Consider the following 20075-nt stretch of genomic DNA (forward strand, 5'->3'; position numbering starts at 1 on the left):
CGAACCAGTGCCAACCAGGCGGGATAATCGACTACATGCGACTTTCTGCCCGTGTCGACTACGCCCTCCGTGCCGCCGCCGAGCTCGCCGCCGCGGGCGAGGGACCCACAACCGTGGGCGAGCTCGCCAAGGGTCAGGAGATGCCGCCGAAATACCTGGAGAACATCCTGCTCCAGATGCGCCGCGCGGGACTGGTCCGCGGTCAGCGCGGTCCGGAAGGCGGCTACGTCCTGGCCCGGCCGGCCGACCAGATCTCCCTCGCCGACGTGATCAGGGCGGTGGACGGCCCGCTGGCCAACGTCCGGGGCGAGCGCCCCGAGCACGTGGGCTACACGGGCGCGGCCGAGGCGTTGCAGCGGGTGTGGATCGCGCTGCGGGCCAGCGAGCGCGCCATCCTGGAGGAGGTCACGCTGGAGCAGATCGCCAAGGGCGAGCTGCCCGAGAGGGTCACCGAACTCGCCTCCGACCCGTCCGCGTGGAACTCGCACACGCCGGTCTGAGATGCCCGAGGGCGACGCGGTCTACCGCACCGCGAAGCGGCTGCGCGAGGCGCTCGACGGCCGGACGCTCACCCGGTCGGACTTCCGGGTGCCCCGGCACGCCACAGCCGACCTGCGCGGCCGCGCCGTCCTCGAAACCGTCTCCCGGGGCAAGCATCTGCTCACCCGGCTGGAGGGCGGCCTCACGATCCACACGCACCTGCGGATGGAGGGCGCCTGGCGGGTCTCCCCCGCCGGCCGTCCCGCGCCGCCCGGCGACGTCGTACGGCTGATCCTCGCGAACGCGGAATGGCAGGCGGTCGGCACCAGGCTGGGCGCGGTCGATCTGCTGCCCACTGAGAAAGAGGATCGGTTCGTCGGTCATCTCGGACCCGACCTGCTCGGGCCCGGCTGGGACGCGGCCGCGGCCGTACGGAACCTGCTCCGGGCGCCGGAGACCGCCATCGGGGAGGCGCTGCTCGACCAGCGGAACCTGGCGGGGATCGGCACGATCTGGCGGGCCGAGACGCTGTTTCTCGCGCGCCTGTCGCCATGGCGGACCGTCGGGTCGATGTCGGCGGACGAACTCGAGAGCGTCGTGACGCTCGCCCATCGGATCATGGACGCGAGCAAGGACGCTCCGGCCCCGGTCACCACCGGCGACTCACGGCCAGGACGGGCGTTCTACGTATACGGCAGGGCACGCCGCCCCTGCCGACGCTGCGGAGCCCCGGTCAGCAGCGGGGAACTCGGGCCGCGGTCCTACGAACGGTTGATCTTCTGGTGTCGCGCCTGTCAGGGAGACTAGGCGGCGACCATGTCCTTGACCTCGGTGAAGCCTTCGAACTCGGAGCCGGGAAGGCCACCGGGAACGGTCTCCGGAATCGGCAGCCGCTCGTGCTCGGGCATGTCGGCCAGGACCGGCGCATGCTGGAGCTCGGCCAGCGCGAACTGGTCGGAAACCTCACGAAGCACCTGGGACAACGGAACACCGAGGGCGCCGCAGATCGAGGCGAGCAACTCCGAGGACGCCTCCTTCTGCCCGCGCTCCACCTCGGACAGATAACCGAGTGAGACGCGTGCCAGGGTGGACACCTCGCGCAGGGTGCGGTTCTGCCGCACCCGCAGCCGCCGCAGCACATCACCGAGCAGCTGACGCAGCAGGACCATCTGTCGCTCCCTCCCGAGCGCAGGCGTCTTCACGGCGCTCCGCGCGGTCGGCTCGTATCGCCCGTTCTTCGAACGCCCTTCGTACATAGTCCTCGCCGTCATCATTGGTTCGTTCGGCCCTTTCCCCGGCCGCTTTCCGGACTTGCTCCTCGCCGATGGCTCACGGACCTCACTCACAGCTCCACCGTACCCGTATCGAGCGACACCGCGGCAGACCGTGGCGAGCATGTTCGCTGGTGACGTAACGCGGTAATCATCCCGATTGTTCCCCCAAATTTGCTTCTAGCACACCTCTCAGCAGCTCCAAGGCCTCCTGGGCGGTGGCCGCCCGAATGCTCTCCCGTGAGCCGCTCAACATCATGTTCCGGTGCCAGACGCGCCCGTCCGGACCGCACAGCGCGGCGTAGACGGTGCCGACCTCCTTGCCGTCCTGCGTGTCCGGGCCGGCCACCCCCGTCACGGCCAGCCCGTAGTCGGCCTCGGCGACCTCGCGGACCCCGCTGGCCATCGCCGCCGCGACCTCCGGATGCACGGCCCCTTCCCGCTCCAGCAGGTCGGCCGGCACTCCCAGCAGCTTCGTCTTCAGTTCTGTCGCATACGCGATCACGCCGCCGCGGAAGGCGGCGGAAGCGCCCATGGGGTCGGTCAGCCCGGCCCCGAGCAGGCCGCCCGTCAACGACTCGGCCACCGCGACGGTGGCCCCCTGCCGGACCAGCAGCGACAGGATCTGCGCTGCGGCTGAACCCCTCACTCGGCGCGCGACCTCCTCGCCACCTGACGCAGCCGGACCGCCCGGACCACGTAGTCCACGCCCGTGCCGACGGTGACGGCCAGCGCGAGCCCCATGAGCAGCCACCGGACCAGGCCGGGCGCCTGCGGGAGGATGTAGAGCGCGATCGCCACGATCTGCAGGACGGTCTTCACCTTCCCGCCGTAACTGGCCGGAATCACGCCGTGCCTGATGACCATGAACCGGAGCAGGGTCACCCCGGCCTCCCTGGCGATGATCACGATGGTCACCCACCAGGGGATCTCGGCGAGGAGCGACAGGCTCACCAGCGCGGCGCCGATCAGCGCCTTGTCGGCGATCGGATCCGCGATCTTCCCGAAGTCGGTGATCAGGCCGTACCTGCGGGCCAGCCACCCGTCGAGCTGGTCGGTGAGCGAGGCGACCAGGAAGACCGCGAGGGCGCCGTACCGCCAACCCTGCCCGTCCATGAAGAGGAACACCGTGAAGATCGGAACGATCATCAGGCGCACGATGGTCAGCGCGTTCGCGATGTTCCAGGTGCTGACCAGGCGAACGGGAGCCTCCGCCGGCTCGGCGATCCGGGCCGCCGGCGGCTCCGGGAGGATCTCCGGCGCACTCGCCGCGGTCACCGGAGGCTCGCTGCGCTCAGTCATGGACCGGCCTTGATCCGGGCGATCAGGTCAACCCCCTCCGAGTCGACGGCGACGGCCGGGACGATCTGCCCCGGCACCAGGCCGATGCCCTGGACCGTGACGGAACCGTCCACCTCGGGCCCCTGGTGGGCCGCCCGCCCCTCGTAGCCGCCGTCGCCCAGGTCCTCCTCGATGAGGACCTCCAGGTCGGTGCCGATGCGCTCCTCCGCCCGCTGGGCGACGAGCTCCTCGGCCAGCTCGGACAGCATGGCCACGCGCTCGTCCACGGTTTCCTGGTCGAGCTTGCCGTCGAAGGACGCCGCCTCCGTGCCCTCCTCGTCCGAGTAGCCGAAGACGCCGATCACGTCGAGCCTGGCCTCCTGGAGGAAGGCCATCAGCTCGTCGAAGTACTCCTCGGTCTCGCCCGGGAAGCCCACGATGAAGTTGGAGCGCACGCCCGCCTCGGGGGCGCGCTCGCGGATCTGCTCCAGCAGGTCGAGGAAGCGCCGGGGGTCGCCGAAGCGCCGCATCCGCCGCAGCACCGGACCGCTCGCGTGCTGGAACGAGAGGTCGAAGTACGGCACCACGCCCTCGGTGGAGGCGATCACGTCGAGCAGGCCGGGCCGCAGCTCGGCCGGCTGCAGATAACTGACTCGGACCCGCTCGATGCCGTCGGTCGCGGCCAGCTTCGGCAGCAGCGTCTCCAGCGCCCGCAGGTCGCCCAGGTCCTTGCCGTACGACGTCGAGTTCTCGCTGACCAGCACGAGCTCCTTGACGCCCTGCTCGGCCAGCCAGCTCGCCTCCGCGAGCAGCTCCTCGGGGCTCCTGGAGACGTACGCGCCGCGGAAGGCGGGGATCGCGCAGAAGCTGCACCGCCGGTCGCAGCCGGAGGCGAGCTTCAGCGAGGCCACGGGGCCTCCGCTCAGCCGCCTGCGCAGCGGCCGCGGGCCGCTCGCCGGGGCGAGGCCCTCGGGCAGGTCGCCGCCGTGCCCGGGGATCTGGGCTCGCGCCGCCCGCCGCTCGACCGGGGTGATCGGCAGCAGCAGGCGCCGGTCGCGCGGCGTGTGCGGCTTGAGCGCCCGGCCGGCCACCACGTCGTCGAGTCGCTCCCCGATCGAGGCGTAGTCGTCGAAGGAGATCACCGCGGCGGCCTCGGGAAGCGCCTCGGCGAGCTCCTCGCCGTACCGCTCCGCCATGCACCCGGCAGCCACGACCCTGGCGCCCGAGTCCGCCGCCGCCAGCAGCGTGTCGATCGAGTCCTTCTTCGCCGAATCGATGAAGCCACAGGTGTTCACGACGATGACATCGGGCGCGTCGTCGCCCATCTCCCAGCCCGCGGCTTCGAGGCGCGCGGCCAGCTCTTCCGAGTCCACCTCGTTGCGCGCGCAACCCAAGGTGACCAGCGATACGGTTCGGCGAGAAGACATGATGAAACTACGGTATCGGGAGTCGGGCCCTAGCGGGGACCCGGGACTCCCGGCCCGTAGGTGCGCCGCAGCATCTCCCCTCCCTTGCCCGGGGTGCCGAGGTCCTTCCCGTTGACCTCAAGGCGGAAGGCGCCGGCGTCGCCGAAGACGACTTTGACCTGGTCACGGGCCTTCCACGTGGAGGTCTTGCCCTTCTTGACGGTGCCCTGGAAGAGCTGGCGGCCCGCGCCGTCCCTGACGTTGAGCCAGGACGACCTCTTCGCGGTGACCTTGAGCACGACCATTTCGCCGGTCACCTTGGCCGGGTCGTGCCGGGCCTCCGGGGCCTTCCTGCTCTGCGCCGCCGTCTCGTGGACCGTGTCGCCGGAGCCGCCGAGCAGCCGGACGGCGCCGAAGATCACGGCGATGACCGCGGCGATCGCGAGCGCCATCGTCCAGCCGGACGCCCTCCGCGCGCGTGCGCCCAGGGACCGGCCGGCCTTGAACACGCTCGCGGCGCGTATCTGCATGATCGAGCCGTCGCGCAGCGCGTCGTACTGCCTGACCGTCTCGTCGGGGTCGAGCCCCACCGCCCTTGAGATCGCACGCAGGTGCCCCCGCGCGTAGAAGTCGCCTCCGCAGAGCGAGAAGTCGTCCCGCTCGATGCCCTCGATCACGGTCTCGCGTATGCGCGTGCGCTTGCTGAGCTGACCCACGGTCAAGCCCATGCGCTGCCGCGCCTCCGCCAGAGCTTCGCCAATGCTCATAGCTTCCGCCCCCCGAAACGGCTACGCCCGGAACCGTCACCCGTCATCGACGGTGCGTAGTTGGTCCCATTCAACCAGTAGTCGATCCGGAGGAATGCGCGGGGGGTGCTCCGTGTCGTGAGAACAGCGCTACTCTCCGCGCAGGTCGGCGAGGAGCGCGGGCAGGTCGTCCGGCTTGACGAGGACCTCTCGGGCCTTGGAACCCTCGCTCGGCCCCACCACGTTGCGGCTCTCCAGCAGGTCCATCAGCCGGCCCGCCTTGGCGAAGCCGACCCGCAGCTTGCGCTGCAGCATCGACGTGGAGCCGAACTGCGTCGAGACGATCAGCTCCGCGGCCTGGATCAGCAGGTCGAGGTCGTCGCCGATCTCCTCGTCGATCTCGCGCTTCGCCGACGCCGGCGCGGCCACGTCTTCGCGGTACTCGACCTGCATCTGGGCCTTGCAGTGCGCGACGACCTCGGCGATCTCCTTCTCCGAGACGAACGCGTTCTGCAGGCGCATCGGCTTGCTCGCGCCCATCGGCAGGAACAGCGAGTCGCCCTGCCCGACGAGCTTCTCCGCGCCCGGCTGGTCGAGGATGACCCGGGAGTCCGCGAGCGAGGAGGTCGCGAACGCCAGCCGGGACGGCACGTTCGCCTTGATCAGACCGGTGACCACGTCCACGGACGGCCGCTGCGTGGCGATGACCAGGTGGATGCCGGCGGCCCGCGCGAGCTGGGTGATGCGGACGATGGAGTCCTCCACGTCGCGGGGCGCGACCATCATCAGGTCGGCCAGCTCGTCGACGATCACCAGGAGGTAGGGGTAGGGCTGGTAGACGCGCTCGCTGCCGGGCGGCGGCGTCAGCTTCCCCGCGCGTACGGCCTTGTTGAAGTCGTCCACGTGCCGGAAGCCGCTGGCCGCGAGGTCGTCGTAGCGCCGGTCCATCTCGCCGACGACCCATTCGAGGGCCTCGGCGGCCTTCTTCGGGTTCGTGATGATCGGCGTGATGAGATGCGGGATGCCCTCGTAGGCGGAGAGTTCCACCCGCTTGGGGTCGACGAGCACCATCCGGACCTCGTCCGGCGTGGACCGCATCAGGATCGAGGTGATGAGGCCGTTGATGCAGGTCGACTTGCCCGCGCCGGTGGCGCCCGCGATGAGGATGTGCGGCATCTTGGCGAGGTTCGCCACGATCGTACGGCCCTCGACGTCCTTGCCCAGGCCCACGATCATCGGGTGGTGGTCCGCCTGGGCCACCTGGGAGCGGAGCACGTCGCCGAGCGAGACCAGGTCCTTGTCCGTGTTGGGGATCTCCACCCCGATCGCCGACTTGCCGGGAATCGGGGACAGGATCCTGACATCAGCGGATTTGACGGCGTAGGCGATGTTCTTGGTGAGCGCCGTGACCTTCTCGACCTTGACCGCCGGGCCCAGCTCGATCTCGTAGCGGGTCACCGTCGGCCCGCGGGTGAAACCGATCACCTGGGCGTCGATGGCGAACTGCTCCAGCACGCTGCTCAGCGCGTTGACCACCACCGTGTTGGCCTTCGTCTGCGGCTTGGGCGCCGACCCCGTCCGCAGCATCTGCGTGTCCGGCAGCGTGTACGGCCCGGCCTGCGGCGACAACACGAGCTGCTCGACCTTGCGCGGCGCGGGGGTGGGCTGCGGGGGCGCCGACGGCGCCTTGGCCGGGGCGGCCGCGGCCTCCTCCTCGTCGTCGACCAGGCCCGGGACGATCTCCGGCGCGTGGTCCGGACGCCGCCCGTTCTCCTCCGACAGCACCGGAGTGTCGTAGGGCTTGACGTTGTCGCCGATCTCGGACTCGCCGTCCGGTGTGCCGGGCTTCTTCCGGCTGCGCTTCGGGCGTGACTGCGACGTGGTCCGGTCCCCGGACGAGCCCCGGCCCGACGACTCCGGACGCTGGAAGAGCATGTGCCGGATCTCGGCGAGGCGCTCGGGAACCCGGTGGACCGGGGTGGCGGTGATGACCAGGACGCCGAAGCCCGACAACATCAGCAGCAACGGGATCGTGATGAACGCCGGCAGGATGCTCGACGGCGGCGCCGAGACGAGGAAGCCCACCATGCCCCCCGCCTCCGAGATCTTGTCCATGCCGTCGTTCGCGCCCCCCGAGGGGTACGGCGTGCCGTGCGCGACGTGGACGATCCCGAGGATGCCCGCCAGGAAGGCCGTCCAGCCGATGCCCATCCGGCCGGTCTCCGCGTTCTGGTCGGGGTGGCGCAGGAAACGCCAGGCGAGCAACCCGAGCAGGAACGGCACCGACCAGGTGAGCGCGCCGACGGTGCCGTGGACGGCCGCGTCGACCACCTCGGCGACCCCGGTCTTCGTGTCCCGCCAGGTCATCGCGGCGAGCACGATCGCGCCCGCGAGCACGGCGAGGCCGAGCCCGTCGCGGCGATGGGCCGGGTCGAGGTCGCGGGCGCCCTTCCCCAGGGCGCGTACGGCGCTGCCCATGCCTTGGGCGATCAGCGACCAGAGGCCGATGACCAGCCTGCCGATCACGAGGAAGACCCAGCTGACCGGATCCTGGCCGGTCGCGACCTGACGGCCCCGGGTCGTGCGGGAACCGGAGCCGGACGGGCGGGCCCCCGATCCGGACCGGCCGCGGGACCCCGCCGGAGCCCGTTTGGCGGGAGCCGGGCGGGACCCGGTCCGCGGCGTGGGACGTTTCCCTGAACCCTTGCCGGACGTACGGGTGGCCATGATGCCGAAGGTACTAGTGAGACCGGCCGAGATCCCGGAGGCACGCCGAAAGGAGCTCCAGGCCCGTCAGCTCTCCACGGTGCGGCCCCCGAGCCAGGCGTGATCGGGGTCGGCGGGGTCGAGCCCGGCGAACTCGGCGGCGTAGACCTCGGCGTCGTCCTGCGGATGGTAGCCGAGCGCCCGCCCCGGCTCCAGGTCCAGCCAGCCCCGCGTGTTGGCCGAGACGCCCCAGACCAGGGCGTAGGTCAGCTCGGGGGCCGTCAGGCAGGCGTGGGCCAGCCGGACCATGTCCCCCGGGCTGAGCCAGGTGGAGAGGGCGCGGGCGTCGGGCGGCCGGGGCTCGAAGGAGCCGATGCGCAGGCAGGCGACGCGTATGCCGTACCGGTCGGCGTAGTACCGGCCCAGGGCCTCGCCGTACACCTTGGAGACGCCGTAGAGCGAGTCGGGACGGGCGGGAGTGTCGGCGGGCGCGGACTCCTGGCGTGGGGTGAACCCGGCGGCGTGGTTGCTGCTGGCGAAGACGACCCGTTCCACGCCCGCCGACCGCGCCGCCTCGAAGACGCGGTAGGTCCCCTCGATGTTGGCGGCCAGCACACTCTCGAACGAGGCGCTCGTCGAGGGGTCGCCGGCCAGGTGGACGACGGCGTGTACCCCCTCCATGGCGGCCGCCAGCGTGGCGGGGTCGGTGATGTCGCCGACGATCTGGTCGACGCCGTGTTCCTCGATCGGGATCCGGTCCGTGAGGCGCAGCCGGTGCCCGAGCTCGGGCAGTCCCCGGCGCAGGCACGCGCCGATGCGGCCGGCGGCTCCGGTGATGAGTGTCGCCATGGTCCGACCCTAAGTCTCGGCGGATCACGCCCTCCCGCGCGCGGCTCGGATGGCGCTCGCCGCGTTCCCGTATGTGACTCCTGGCGCGGCGGAGGCCGCGCGACGCCCAGGAAGGGGCGAAGGCTCGGCGCCGCCCCGGCCTGCGCGGCGTCCGCCGATGCGGGGAGCGGCGTGGGAGGGCGTGGAACGGGCCCGCCGGTGTTCACGTAGAGCGCCGCATGTCCTGACCGGTCTCGAACTCCCCGATCGATCAGACCAGGGTTCGTCGTCGGCGCACCAGGGAGGTTATCCACAGGCCGGTCGCCGGTCGCCTCGCCGTGACCGGGCTGGTGCAGGATGGGTGCAGCCGTCGGCGGCCGAGCCCCTCGCCCGGTCGCGGCGGACCGCGCGAGATCGTGATTGGAGACACCACCGATGACCGTCTGGAGCGTCGACGCCCGCACCGGCGACCGCCGCGGCGAGTTCGCCGAGTCATCCGTCGATCAGGTCGATCTGGCCTGCCGCAGCGCCCAGGCGACCCGGCGTGCGCTGGACGAGGCGGGCCCGCGCGGCCGCGCGGAGTTGCTTGAGGCGATCGCCGCCGAGCTGGAGGCCACCCGCGAGGCGCTCGTCGCCGCCGCCGATGCCGAGACCGCGCTCGGCGTGCCCCGGCTGACCGGCGAGGTGGGCCGCGCCGCCGGGCAGTTCCGGATGTTCGCCGCGGCGTTGCGCGAGGGGTCCTGGCTCGACGTGCGGATCGACCGGGCCGACCCCGCGGCGACGCCTCCGCGGCCCGACCTGCGCCGGATGAACGTTCCCGTGGGCGTGGTGGCCGTCTTCTCCGCCAGCAACTTCCCGCTCGCCTTCAGCGTCAGCGGGGGCGACACCGCGAGCGCGCTCGCCGCCGGCTGCCCGGTCGTGGTCAAGGCCCACCCGCTGCACCCCGAGACCTCGGAGATCGCCCTGGCCGCGCTGCGCGCCGGCGCACGTACGGCGGGCCTGCCCGAGGACGTCGTCCAGCTCGTCCACGGCCAGGACGCCGGCCTCGCCCTGGTCCGGCATCCGCTCGTGAAGGCCGTCGGCTTCACCGGCTCGGTCCCCGGAGGCCGTCACCTGCACGACGTGGCGAAATCGCGGCCCGAGCCGATCCCCTTCTACGGCGAGCTGGGCAGCCTCAACCCGCTGGTGATCACGCCGGGGGCGGCCGACGCTCGCACCGCCGAGATCGCCTCCGGTCTGGCCGCGTCCGCGACGCTCGGGTCGGGGCAGTTCTGCACCAAGCCGGGCCTCGTCCTCGCCCCCGCCACGCCGGCGGGTCGCGCGCTGATCGAGTCGCTGGCCGCGCGTTTCACCGAGACCGGCCCGCAGGTGCTGCTCGGCGACGGCATCCGCCACGGGTTCGTTTCGGGAGCGGACGCCCGCTCCTCGCTGCCCGGCGTGACCGTCGCCGCCACGGGCAAGCCTGGCGATGACCGGCAGGTGGCCGCGCGGCTGCTGACCGCCCCCGCCGCACTGCTCTCCGACGGGAGCACCGCCGAGTTGCTCCTCGACGAGTGCTTCGGCCCGCTGACCGTCGTGCTGACGTACGGGAACGAGGACGAGCTGGTGGCGGCGTTGTCGGCCGCGCCCGGCAACCTGACCGCCACCCTGCACAGCGAGCCCGGTGAGGAGGAGCTGGCGGCGCGGCTGCTGTCCGTCCTGCGCGACCGGGCCGGTCGGCTGATCTTCAACGGATATCCCACGGGCGTGGCGGTGACCTGGGCTCAGCAGCACGGCGGGCCGTACCCGTCGTCCACGGAGCCGGCGACCACCTCGGTCGGCACGGCGGCGATCTTCCGCTTCCTCCGGCCGGTGGCCTACCAGGACACGCCCGCCGCCCTGCTTCCCGAGGCGCTGCGTGACGACAACCCCCTCGGGTTGCCGCGCCACGTGGACGGCGTTCTGGAGCTGCCGCACTGACCCGACGCCCGGCGCCGTCCCCACGCCCTCCGCGCGCACGCCGTCGCGGACGCCCGGTATCCCGGGGGCCCATGGCCCAGCCCCACAGCCATGTCCCCCGCCACCCGGCAGACGCCATGGGCGGCCCCCGGATCGCCGAACCACAACAGGTCACTCCGGCGCAGCGTTCCGCGGGCCCCACATGGGCGGACGCCATGCGCTGCCCTCAGCTCGCCTCACCGTGGCATGTTTCTGGGGGCACAGCGTTCCGGGGCCGCGTCCGGCGGCCGCGGAAGGCGCGGCCCGCAGAAAGCATGGCCGTGGGCGAGAATCAATGTCATGCGGTTCGGCATCCTGGGGCCCACTGATGTGCGGCGGGACGACGGGAGCGTGGTCGCCGTAGGCGGGCCGCGGCTCCGCGCCCTCCTCGCGATGTTGCTCCTGGACGCCGGCCGGGTCGTGACCGTCGAGCGGCTGATCGACGGCCTCTACGGCACCGAGCCGCCCGCGGCGGCGGGAAACGCCCTCCAGGCCCAGGTCTCCCGGCTCCGCGCCCTGCTCTCCAGCCCGCCGCCGCACGGCACGGCCGGAGCGCATGGCACGACGAGACCGAGCAGCGGCGGCGCTTCCCCATTCGGCAGGACGGGCCCAGGCGCGGTCGGCTCGGCAGAAGCGGCCGGCACGACAGGACCGGGCGACAAGACGGCGGGAACGCCGGACCGGCCGACAGCCCTGCGAAACGCTGTGGCGAACGCTGACGCAACCGTGAACCGTGCCGTGGTGGTGCGGCATCCAGCGGGCTACATGCTGGCCGTCGACCCCGCGGACGTGGACGCACACCGGTTCGACCGGCTGGTCGCCGGAGGGCGGGAGGCGCTGGCGTCGGGCGTCCCTGCCCGCGCCGCCACGACGCTCCGCGCGGCGCTCGACCTGTGGCGGGGACCCGCGTTCGCCGACGTCGGCGACGCCCCGTTCGCGGCCGCGCAGGCGGCCCGTCTGGACGAGCTGCGCCTCACCGCCGCCGAGGACCACGCACAGGCCACGCTGGCGCTCGGCGGCCACCGTGAGCTCGTCGCCCCGCTCCAGGGCCTGGTCGCCGCCCATCCTCTGCGTGAGCGGCTGCACGGCCTCCTCATGCGGGCGTTGTACGCGTCGGGGCGGCAGGCAGAAGCTCTCGCGCGCTACGAGGAACTGCGGCGACGGCTCGCCGACGAGCTGGGCGCCGACCCGTCAGCCGAGCTGGCCGCCGTCCACATCGCCATGCTCCGGGGCGACCCCGCCCTCGCCCCCGTGTCGATCAATTCACCATCCCCCGCCGCTGGGGTCTCCCCCGGATCGAGCACACCGGCGTTCACGCCGTCCTCCATCTCTCCACCCGCCACCGAGTCGACCGCACCGACCTCCCCGACCTCTTGGGCCTCCGCCACCTCGATCGACTCGGCGTCCGCGGTCTCTCCCGCCCGTCCGGCCTCCAGCACACCCAAACCGCGGTCTCCCACCCAGGTCACGGCGGCCTCTCCGGCCTCCGGCACCTCGATCGACTCGGCGTCGTCCGCGGCCTCGATCGCCTCTCCCGATTCCTCCAGATCGGCCGCATCGCTGCCCGGATCCTCACCTGACCCCACCGGATCGACCACATCGCTCTTCGGCACGTCGCCGCGCTCCTCCGAATCGAGCACCTCCGTCGCCACCTCACCCGACCCCACCGGATCGAACGCGTCGGTGCCCGGAGCCCCACCGAACTCCACTGGGTCGCCCACATCGGTGCCCGGGGTCGATTCCGCGTCTTCCACCCCGGTGCACCAGGGTTTGGCCGCCCAGATCACCTCCCTGATCGGCCGTACCGCCGAGCTGAACCAGGTGGACACGCTGCTCTCCGAGTCCCGGCTGGTCACGCTGACCGGCCCGGGCGGCACCGGCAAGACCCGGCTCGCGCTGGAGGCGGCGTCGCGGCAGGACGGCGACGTCTGCTTCGTGGAGCTGGCCCAGCTCGCCGACGGCGCGGAGGTGCCTCAGGCCGTGCTCTCTGCGCTCGGGCTGCGGCAGGCGGGACCGATCACGTTCGCGCCCGGCGCGCAGGCGCCCGACCCCTCGTCCCGGCTGGCCTCCGCGCTCGCGAGCCGGCCCCTGCTGCTCGTGCTGGACAACTGCGAGCACGTCGTGGACGCAGCCGCCCGGCTCACCGCGCGGCTGCTCGCCTCCTGCCCGGACCTGCGCGTCCTCGCCACCAGCCGCGAGGCGCTCGGCATCACCGGCGAGCGCCTCTGCCCGGTGCCGCCGCTCGCCCTGCCCCCAGCGGGAACGCCTGCCTCCGACCTGCCCGCGTACGCCGCGGTGCGCCTGTTCGCCGAGCGGGCCATCGCCGTACGACCGGATTTCCGGCTGGAGGAGGACGAGGCGGAGGCCGCGGTGTCGATCTGCCGTGCCCTGGACGGGCTGCCGCTGGCGATCGAGCTGGCCGCCGCCAGGCTGCGCTCCCTGACCGCTTCCGAGGTCGCCGTCCGCCTCGGCGCGGCCGGGGACGGGACGAGCCGGGCCAGATTCGAGCTGCTGTCCCGCGGCAGCCGTACGGCACAGCCCCGGCATCGCACGTTGCGCAAGGTGGTGGAGTGGAGCTGGGATCTGCTCGACAAGAGCGAGCAGACGCTCGCCAGGCGGCTGACCGTGTTCGCGGGCGGGGCCGCATTGGAGGCGGCGGAGCGGGTCTGCGACCTTCCGGACACCGACGGCGTGCTGGCGTCACTGGTGGACAAGTCGCTGGTCGAGGTTGTCGGCGGCCGCTATCGGATGCTGGAGACGATCCGTGCCTTCTGCGCGGAGCGGCTGGCCGAGGCGGGCGAGGAGGAGCGGCTGCGCCGGGCGCACACCGCCTACTTCACGGAGCTGGCCGAGACCGCCGACCCCTATCTGCGCCGCACCGAGCAACTGGAGTGGCTGCGGCGGCTGGACGTGGAACACGACAACCTCCACGCCGCCCTTCACCGGTCGACGGAGGCCGGCGACATCGGCGCCGCCCTGCGGCTCCTGTCCGCTCTGGCCGGGTACTGGTTCCTGCGCGGGCTGCGCGCCGAGGGGGCGGCGCTGGCCACGGCCCTTCTCCGGAGGATGGGGCCGCGCCCTCCCGACGGTCTCGACGAGGAGCACGCCTTGTGCGTGCTGACCGCGGCCGCCACCGGCGCCTGCCCTCCCGAGGTAGAGGCGTCGCTGGAGGGCGCGATCCGGCTCGTCGACGCCTGGGACACCGCACCGCGCCAGTTGTGGACCTCCGTGCTCCGTGCCGTCGTCGTGGGGCCGCCATCTGACTGGGACAGGAGCGTCGAGATGCAGTACCGGCTGGAGCTGATCTCCGACGATCCGTGGATGCACGCCCTCGGCCGGTTCAGCCGGGGATACCTCCACCACTTCCGCGGCCGTCCGGCGGAGGCGGAGCGGGAACTGGAGCTCGCGCTGGCCGACTTCCGCTCGCTCGGAGAACGCTGGGGCATGGTGACGGCCCTGTCGGGGCTGGCCGATCTGGCCGCCTGGCGCGGTGAGTGGGCACGGTCGGCGGCGCTGACCGACGAGGCGCTCGATCTCGCCGAACGGCTGGACGCCACCGTCGACGTGGCCGAGATGTTGTGCCGGCGTGCCGAGAGCCGGAGCCGCGACGGCGACGACACCGGGGCCCTGACCGACTACGAACGCGCCATCGAGCTGGCCCGGCGTGCCGGCGCTCCCGAAATGGTCGCGACCGCTCATCTCGGGCTCGGCGAGCTGGCCCGGCTGCGCGGCGACCTGGCCGAGGCGACCAGGAACTGCCGGCTCGCGCTGGAGACCTGTACGAGGGACACGTTCAGCGCGGAGGAGGCACGGGCGCGGACGTGCGTCGCGCTGGGGTGGATCTCCGAGGCGGAGGGCGACGCCGACGCCGCGCTGGCCTGGCATCGGCGCGCGCTCGCGGTCGCGCACGAGCGCCGCGACCTGCCGCTGACGGCCCTGATCGCCGAGGGCATCGCCGGGGCGACGTTGCTGGCCGGCGACCCGGAACAGGCCGCGCTGCTGCTCGGCCTGGGCGGCGCGCTGCGCGGCTGCGTGTGGATCGGCCACCCCGACCTCGTGCGCGTCGCCGGACGCGCCCGCAGGTTGCTCGGGAGCAGCGCGTACGAGTCGGCGCGCGCCAGAGGAGAGGCCATGGGCCGCGCCGCGCGGGTATCCATGGGGAGCACCCCCGACCCCATGCCGTCGATCATGCGGGAGCATCTGGCGGCGCTCGGCCGCTGACGGCCCGCCCGGCCACGGTCAGCGTCTCGTCGGCGTCCTGTCAGCGTGCCCGCCGAAGCTCACTTCCATGGAAACCACCCCCGAAGGCGCCTCCGCACGCCGCTGGGGCACGCTGGTGATCGCGTGCCTCGCCGTGTTGCTGCTCTCCGTCGATCTCACCGTGCTCCACCTCGCCGTGCCCAAGCTGGCCGCCGACATGAGCCCCTCGGCCACCGAACTGCTGTGGATCACCGACATCTACGGCTTCGCGCTGGCCGGACTGCTCGTCGCCATGGGCAACCTCGGCGACCGGATCGGCCGCAAGCGGCTGCTGCTCGTCGGCACCCTGATGTTCGGCGCGGCCTCCCTGCTCACCGCGTACGCCCCGAACCCTGAATCGCTCATCGCCGCCCGCGCCGTGCTGGGCGTCGCCGGCGCGACGATCATGCCGTCCACGCTGTCGCTCATCCGCAACGTGTTCACCGACCCGAAGGAGCGGACCTCCGCCATCGGCATCTGGAGCAGCGTCTCCGCCGTCGGCTTCGCGCTCGGGCCGGTCGTCGGCGGGGCACTGCTCGACAGGTTCTGGTGGGGGTCGGTCTTCCTGATCAACCTGCCCGTGGTGGCGGTGATCTTCGCCGCCGGGATCGTCGTGTTGCCGGAGTCGCGCAACCCCCGCCCGGGACGGCTCGACGTGATCAGCGTCCCGCTCTCGATCGTCAGCGTGCTCGCGCTCGTCTACGCGCTGAAGGAGGCCGCGCACGGAGGACTCGTCCGCGTCCCCGTCGTCGTCGCGGCCCTGGTCGGAACCGTCGCTCTCGTCGTCTTCGTCCGGCGGCAGACGCGGCTCGCCGAACCGCTCATCGACGTACGGCTGTTCCGGCGGCGGGCCTTCTCCGCCTCGGTGTGCGCCGAGCTCGTCACGATGTTCGCCATGCTGGCCCTGTCCCTGGTCTTCGCACAGTACTTCCAGCTCGTGGCGGGCCTGTCGCCGCTGGCCGCCGCGCTCGCGAGCCTGCCGGGCGGCCTGGCGGGGGGCGCGGGCGGCGCGCTCGCCGGGCCCCTCGTGCAGCGCTGGGGCCGGGCGCGGGTCGTCGCCACGGGCCTGGCGATGATCGCGGCCGGGGTCGCGATGTTCTCCGGCATCGGGACCGAACTCCACTATCCCTACATCCTGGCCGCGATGGTCGTCCAGGGCATCGGGACGGGACTCGCCTTCGCCGTCACCAACGACACGCTCCTCGCCTCCGCGCCGAAGGAGCGTGCGGGCGCGGCCGGCGCGATCTCCGAGACCGCACACGAGATGGGCGGCGCCCTCGGCATCGCCGTACTGGGCAGCGTGCTGAACGGCGTCTACGGCGGTGGGCTGCGGCTCCCTGCGGGCCTTCCCTCCGGAGCGGAGGAGCGGATCCGCGAGACGCTCGCCGGCGCGTACGAGGTGGCGGCCACGCTGCCCGCCGACATGGCGGCGGCTGTCAGGGCGGCGGCAGGACGAGCCTTCGTCGACGGCCTCCACATGACCGTGCTGACCGGCGCGGGCATCCTGCTCGCCCTCGCGCTGCTCTCGCTGTACGCGCTGCGCGGCATCCCGAAGGTCATCGCCGAGCCCGCGGGCTCGGCGGCCGACCCCGTACGCGAGGGGATCAGCTGACCAGGGAGAGCCAGCGGTGGTGGGCCCCGCCGAAGGGGCCGTCCCCGCTGCGCACCGCGTCCATCAGCCAGGCCGCCGTCCGCTCCGCCTCGCTGACGATGTCGGCCGGATAGCCGTACAGCACCTGGTGCTCGGCGAACTCGTCCTCGTCGTCCAGATGTATGCGGCCGTCCCGGAGCCGCAGCACGTCGAGATCCAGGTCGACCATGGTGACCTCGCCGTCGCGCCACTCGGGCACGGTGGTGATGTCGCAGTAGACGGCCGTCTTGTGGTCGTCGGGATTGAACGTGGCCGTCCACCACGCCTGGCGGGGAAACAGGATGACGAACGGCAACTCCCACACGACCGGCGGCTCCTCGCCCCTGCGGCCGCGGGTCCCCGCCGGACATCCCACCCAGACGCCGAACTCGTCGTCTCCGAGCAGGCGCGCCGGATGGTTCCAGTGCAGCGACCCGCCGTATTTGCGGTAGACGACCCTGACCTGATCCGCCTCGGTCGTCACACGGCCCCTTCCTCCCGAACGTCGACGATCAGGCCGAACGTACGCGTTGCCGGGCCGGTCGCACAAGGCGGGAAGCACCGGGGAACGCGCGTTCCCCGGTGCTCCCTCCGCTATACCTCGACCACCACGGGGATGATCATCGGGCGGCGGCGGTAGGTGTCGCTCACCCACCGGCCGACCGTACGGCGTACCGCGCGGCGGATCTGCTGCACGTCCGCGACCCCGTCGGACGCGGCCTCCTGGAGGGCGGCCTCGATCTGCGGGATGACCCCGTCGAACGCGTCCGGGTCGATGCCGGAACCGCGTGCGGTGATCTCGGGGCCGCCGGTCAGCTTGCCGGTCGTCGAGTCGACCACCACGACGACGGAGATGAACCCCTCGTCGCCGAGGATGCGCCGGTCCTTGAGCGCGATGTCCGTGATGTCGCCGACAGAGGTGCCGTCGACGAATACGTAGCCGCAGGAGACGGCACCCGTGATCTTGGCCTGCCCGTCGACGAGATCGACCACCACGCCGTCCTCGGCGATGACGATGTTCTCGTCGGGAACACCGGTCAGCCGTGCGAGCTGGGCGTGCGCCCGCAGGTGCCGCCACTCCCCGTGTACGGGCATGAAGTTCGACGGCTTGGTGAGGTTGAGCACGTACAGCAGCTCGCCCGCGGCCGCGTGGCCGGAGACGTGGACGCGCGCGTTGCCCTTGTGCACGACGCGGGCGCCCCACCGGCTCAGGCCGTTGATGACCTTGTTGACCGCCGTCTCGTTGCCCGGGACCAGGGACGACGCCAGCAGCACCGTGTCGCCGGCCGCGATCCGGATGGGATGGTCGCGGTTGGCCATCCGCGACAGCGCGGCCATCGGCTCACCCTGGGACCCGGTGCAGATCAGCACCACGTCCTCCGGCGGCCGCTCCTCGATCTCGCGGGAGTCGACCAGCAGCCCGGCCGGCACCCGGAGGTAGCCGAGCTCGCGGGCCACACCCATGTTGCGGACCATGGACCGGCCGATCAGCGCCACCTTGCGCCCGTGTTTCTCCGCCGCGTCCATGATCTGCTGTACACGGTGGATGTGCGAGGCGAAGCTCGCCACGATGATGCGCTTCTCCGCGGTGCGGAAGACGTCGTCGATGACCGGGGCGATGTCCCGCTCACTGGTGACGAACCCGGGCACCTCGGCGTTCGTCGAGTCCGACATCAGCAGGTCGACGCCCTCGGCGCCGAGCCGCGCGAACCCGCCGAGGTCGGTCAGCCGCCCGTCCATCGGGAGCTGGTCCATCTTGAAGTCGCCGGTGTGCAGCACGATGCCGGCCGGCGTCCTGATGGCGACCGCGAGCGCGTCCGGGATCGAGTGGTTGACCGCGAAGAACTCGCACTCGAACGGCCCGAACCGGCGCCGCTCCCCCTCGACGACCTCGACCTTGACCGGCTGCATCCGGTGTTCGGTGAGCTTGCTCTCGATCAGGCCCAGGGTCAGCCGCGACCCGACCAACGGCAGGTCCCGCCGCTCCCGGAGGAGGTACGGGACCGCGCCGATGTGGTCCTCGTGGGCGTGGGTCAGCACGACGGCCTCGATGTCGTCCAGGCGGTCGCGGATGTAGTCGAAGTCGGGCAGGATCAGATCGACGCCCGGCTGCTCGGGATCGGGGAAGAGCACCCCGCAGTCGACCACGAGCAGGCGTCCGTCGAACTCGAAGACCGCCATGTTGCGGCCGATCTCGCCGAGGCCGCCGAGCGCGACGATGCGCAGGCCGCCAGCGGGCAGCGGCGGCGGAGGCCCGAGTTCGGGATGCGGATGGCTCATGAGAACACCTCGATCCGCTCGCCGCGGGCCCCGATCATTGCCCCGCTCACCGGACCTCCCCGTCGGTCGGCTGCGTCCCCCGGGAATCGCGACCGTTATGTCTGGTGATGCACTCGCTCATTCGTCTCCATAGTTACTAGCTATCTGCAAGCTTCAGGCCGCCCGCGACGAGGTCGACGCGCAGCATCGAGGTCTGCTCCTCGGTCGCGTCGACGAGCGGCAGCCGTACGTGGCCGGCGTCCTGGCCGATCAGGCGCAGCGCGGCCTTGGACGCGATCGCCCCCTGGGTCCGCGTCATGATGCCCGCGACCACGGGGAGCAGCCGGCGGTGCACCTCCAGTGCGCCGGCGACGTCGCCCGACCTGTGGCGCTCGATCATCGACGCGAGGTCCGCGCCGGCCACGTGACCCACCACGCTGACGAAACCGGCGGCGCCCACGGACAGCCACGCCAGGTTCACCAGGTCGTCCCCCGAGTAGAACACCAAATCGGTGGCCGCCATGACCTGCGAGCCCGCGAACAGGTCGCCCTTGGCGTCCTTGACCGCGACGATCCGGGGATGCTGGGCGAGCCGGATGAGCGTCACAGTCTCGATGGGCACCCCCGTCCGGCCGGGAATGTCATAAAGCATCACGGGAAGGCCGGTAGCGTCAGCCACAGCGGTGAAATGACGATAAAGGCCTTCTTGCGGCGGTTTATTGTAATAGGGAGTCACCACCAACAGACCATGCGCTCCGGCGCGCTCCGCGGCCCGGGCCAGTTCCACGCTGTGATGCGTGTCATTGCTGCCGGCTCCGGCCACGACCGTGGCCCGGTCGCCCACCGCCTCGATCACCGCGCGGAGGATGCGATCCTTCTCGTCGTCGGTCGTGGTGGGGGACTCTCCGGTCGTGCCGCTCACGACCAGTCCGTCGTTGCGCTGCTCGTCGACCAGATAGGCGGCGAGACGCTGGACACCCTCGTAATCGACCGCTCCGTCCTTGGTGAACGGGGTGACCATGGCGGTCAGCATGCGGCCGAAGGGGGCGTCGGAGGTTCCAGTTGGCGATGCCATAGACCGAACGCTACCCGGATCCTCCGAAACGGTGGACCTCGCCACCCCGTTACCCGGACGGCACCGCCCGGACCGGGTCAGGTCGGGATGGAAAGAGGCCGCTGATATGTGCTCGGGGGTACACAGATCAGCGGCCTCTACTCCTGGAATCGCCGCGCCTTACGCACGCGTTACACG

The 20075-nt window shown here is 72.0% G+C and carries 15 protein-coding genes; 5 read left to right on the top strand and 10 right to left on the bottom strand.

The window, feature by feature from the left end; all coding sequences use genetic code 11:
- Positions 1-35: 35 nt before the first annotated feature.
- Both AWQ70_RS20605 and AWQ70_RS20610 read left to right on the top strand, forming a co-directional pair.
- Positions 36-500 carry an RrF2 family transcriptional regulator gene (locus tag AWQ70_RS20605; protein ID WP_067178605.1) on the top strand — a complete coding sequence of 155 codons (465 nt, stop codon included), beginning with the start codon at positions 36-38 and terminating at the stop codon, positions 498-500.
- Position 501: 1 nt separating this feature from the next.
- Complete coding sequence (locus tag AWQ70_RS20610) at positions 502-1287, top strand: Fpg/Nei family DNA glycosylase (protein ID WP_067178606.1); 786 nt, start codon at positions 502-504, stop codon at positions 1285-1287.
- Here AWQ70_RS20610 and AWQ70_RS20615 read toward each other — a convergent pair.
- The 7 genes from AWQ70_RS20615 to AWQ70_RS20645 form a co-directional block, all read right to left on the bottom strand.
- Positions 1284-1649 carry a helix-turn-helix domain-containing protein gene (locus AWQ70_RS20615; RefSeq protein WP_067178676.1) on the bottom strand — a complete coding sequence of 122 codons (366 nt, stop codon included), beginning with the start codon at positions 1647-1649 and terminating at the stop codon, positions 1284-1286. The two genes, AWQ70_RS20610 and AWQ70_RS20615, sit on opposite strands and share 4 nt — an antisense overlap.
- Positions 1650-1902: 253 nt before the next feature.
- Complete coding sequence (locus AWQ70_RS20620) at positions 1903-2400, bottom strand: CinA family protein (protein ID WP_067178607.1); 498 nt, start codon at positions 2398-2400, stop codon at positions 1903-1905.
- A complete protein-coding gene (pgsA, locus tag AWQ70_RS20625; protein ID WP_067178608.1) occupies positions 2397-3053 on the bottom strand; it encodes a CDP-diacylglycerol--glycerol-3-phosphate 3-phosphatidyltransferase in 657 nt (218 codons plus the stop codon). The genes AWQ70_RS20620 and pgsA overlap by 4 nt, the downstream gene beginning before the upstream one ends.
- Positions 3050-4459 carry a 30S ribosomal protein S12 methylthiotransferase RimO gene (rimO, locus tag AWQ70_RS20630; RefSeq protein WP_067178609.1) on the bottom strand — a complete coding sequence of 470 codons (1410 nt, stop codon included), beginning with the start codon at positions 4457-4459 and terminating at the stop codon, positions 3050-3052. The genes pgsA and rimO overlap by 4 nt, the downstream gene beginning before the upstream one ends.
- Before the next feature lie 29 nt (positions 4460-4488).
- Entirely contained in the window at positions 4489-5205 is a 717-nt protein-coding gene (locus AWQ70_RS20635; protein WP_067178610.1) for a helix-turn-helix domain-containing protein, read from the bottom strand.
- Positions 5206-5334: 129 nt separating this feature from the next.
- Positions 5335-7911 carry an FtsK/SpoIIIE family DNA translocase gene (locus AWQ70_RS20640; RefSeq protein ID WP_067178611.1) on the bottom strand — a complete coding sequence of 859 codons (2577 nt, stop codon included), beginning with the start codon at positions 7909-7911 and terminating at the stop codon, positions 5335-5337.
- 66 nt (positions 7912-7977) lie between these two features.
- Positions 7978-8739: an NAD-dependent epimerase/dehydratase family protein gene (locus AWQ70_RS20645; protein WP_067178612.1), complete on the bottom strand. Its 762-nt coding sequence runs from the start codon at positions 8737-8739 to the stop codon at positions 7978-7980.
- A 414-nt stretch (positions 8740-9153) separates the two neighbouring features.
- On the opposite strand from AWQ70_RS20645, the gene AWQ70_RS20650 reads away from it, so the two are divergent.
- The 3 genes from AWQ70_RS20650 to AWQ70_RS20660 all read left to right on the top strand — a co-directional run bounded on the left by AWQ70_RS20650 (position 9154) and on the right by AWQ70_RS20660 (position 16546).
- Positions 9154-10677: an aldehyde dehydrogenase (NADP(+)) gene (locus tag AWQ70_RS20650; RefSeq protein WP_067178613.1), complete on the top strand. Its 1524-nt coding sequence runs from the start codon at positions 9154-9156 to the stop codon at positions 10675-10677.
- Between the two features lie 318 nt (positions 10678-10995).
- The gene (locus tag AWQ70_RS20655) at positions 10996-14916 is read left to right on the top strand and encodes an AfsR/SARP family transcriptional regulator (protein WP_067178614.1); all 3921 of its coding nucleotides are present in this window, start codon (positions 10996-10998) and stop codon (positions 14914-14916) included.
- A 67-nt stretch (positions 14917-14983) separates the two neighbouring features.
- Positions 14984-16546 (top strand): MFS transporter, encoded by a 1563-nt coding sequence (locus tag AWQ70_RS20660; protein WP_067178615.1) that lies wholly within the window; start codon positions 14984-14986, stop codon positions 16544-16546.
- Here AWQ70_RS20660 and AWQ70_RS20665 read toward each other — a convergent pair.
- From AWQ70_RS20665 to dapA, 3 genes are all read right to left on the bottom strand, one after another.
- Positions 16539-17048 carry a DUF402 domain-containing protein gene (locus AWQ70_RS20665; RefSeq protein ID WP_067178616.1) on the bottom strand — a complete coding sequence of 170 codons (510 nt, stop codon included), beginning with the start codon at positions 17046-17048 and terminating at the stop codon, positions 16539-16541. The two genes, AWQ70_RS20660 and AWQ70_RS20665, sit on opposite strands and share 8 nt — an antisense overlap.
- A gap of 110 nt (positions 17049-17158) precedes the next feature.
- Positions 17159-18844, bottom strand: a complete 1686-nt coding sequence (locus AWQ70_RS20670; RefSeq protein WP_067178617.1) for a ribonuclease J — start codon at positions 18842-18844, stop codon at positions 17159-17161.
- A 136-nt stretch (positions 18845-18980) separates the two neighbouring features.
- The gene (gene dapA / locus AWQ70_RS20675) at positions 18981-19898 is read right to left on the bottom strand and encodes a 4-hydroxy-tetrahydrodipicolinate synthase (protein ID WP_084517489.1); all 918 of its coding nucleotides are present in this window, start codon (positions 19896-19898) and stop codon (positions 18981-18983) included.
- Between the last annotated feature and the right edge of the window lie 177 nt (positions 19899-20075).

It is taken from the genome of Microtetraspora niveoalba, from assembly GCF_001570405.1.
Lineage (GTDB): Bacteria > Actinomycetota > Actinomycetes > Streptosporangiales > Streptosporangiaceae > Microtetraspora > Microtetraspora niveoalba.

Bases quoted from the DNA above. Each gene is read 5' to 3' on its own strand.
- AWQ70_RS20670 (WP_067178617.1), bottom strand. From the start codon at position 18,844: ATGAGCCATCCGCATCCCGAACTCGGGCCTCCGCCGCCGCTGCCCGCT.
- AWQ70_RS20610 (WP_067178606.1), top strand. From the start codon at position 502: ATGCCCGAGGGCGACGCGGTCTACCGCACCGCGAAGCGGCTGCGCGAG.
- pgsA (WP_067178608.1), bottom strand. From the start codon at position 3,053: ATGACTGAGCGCAGCGAGCCTCCGGTGACCGCGGCGAGTGCGCCGGAG.
- AWQ70_RS20645 (WP_067178612.1), bottom strand. From the start codon at position 8,739: ATGGCGACACTCATCACCGGAGCCGCCGGCCGCATCGGCGCGTGCCTG.
- AWQ70_RS20605 (WP_067178605.1), top strand. From the start codon at position 36: ATGCGACTTTCTGCCCGTGTCGACTACGCCCTCCGTGCCGCCGCCGAG.
- AWQ70_RS20635 (WP_067178610.1), bottom strand. From the start codon at position 5,205: ATGAGCATTGGCGAAGCTCTGGCGGAGGCGCGGCAGCGCATGGGCTTG.
- dapA (WP_084517489.1), bottom strand. From the start codon at position 19,898: ATGGCATCGCCAACTGGAACCTCCGACGCCCCCTTCGGCCGCATGCTG.
- AWQ70_RS20650 (WP_067178613.1), top strand. From the start codon at position 9,154: ATGACCGTCTGGAGCGTCGACGCCCGCACCGGCGACCGCCGCGGCGAG.
- AWQ70_RS20640 (WP_067178611.1), bottom strand. From the start codon at position 7,911: ATGGCCACCCGTACGTCCGGCAAGGGTTCAGGGAAACGTCCCACGCCG.
- AWQ70_RS20655 (WP_067178614.1), top strand. From the start codon at position 10,996: ATGCGGTTCGGCATCCTGGGGCCCACTGATGTGCGGCGGGACGACGGG.
- AWQ70_RS20660 (WP_067178615.1), top strand. From the start codon at position 14,984: ATGGAAACCACCCCCGAAGGCGCCTCCGCACGCCGCTGGGGCACGCTG.
- rimO (WP_067178609.1), bottom strand. From the start codon at position 4,459: ATGTCTTCTCGCCGAACCGTATCGCTGGTCACCTTGGGTTGCGCGCGC.
- AWQ70_RS20615 (WP_067178676.1), bottom strand. From the start codon at position 1,649: ATGGTCCTGCTGCGTCAGCTGCTCGGTGATGTGCTGCGGCGGCTGCGG.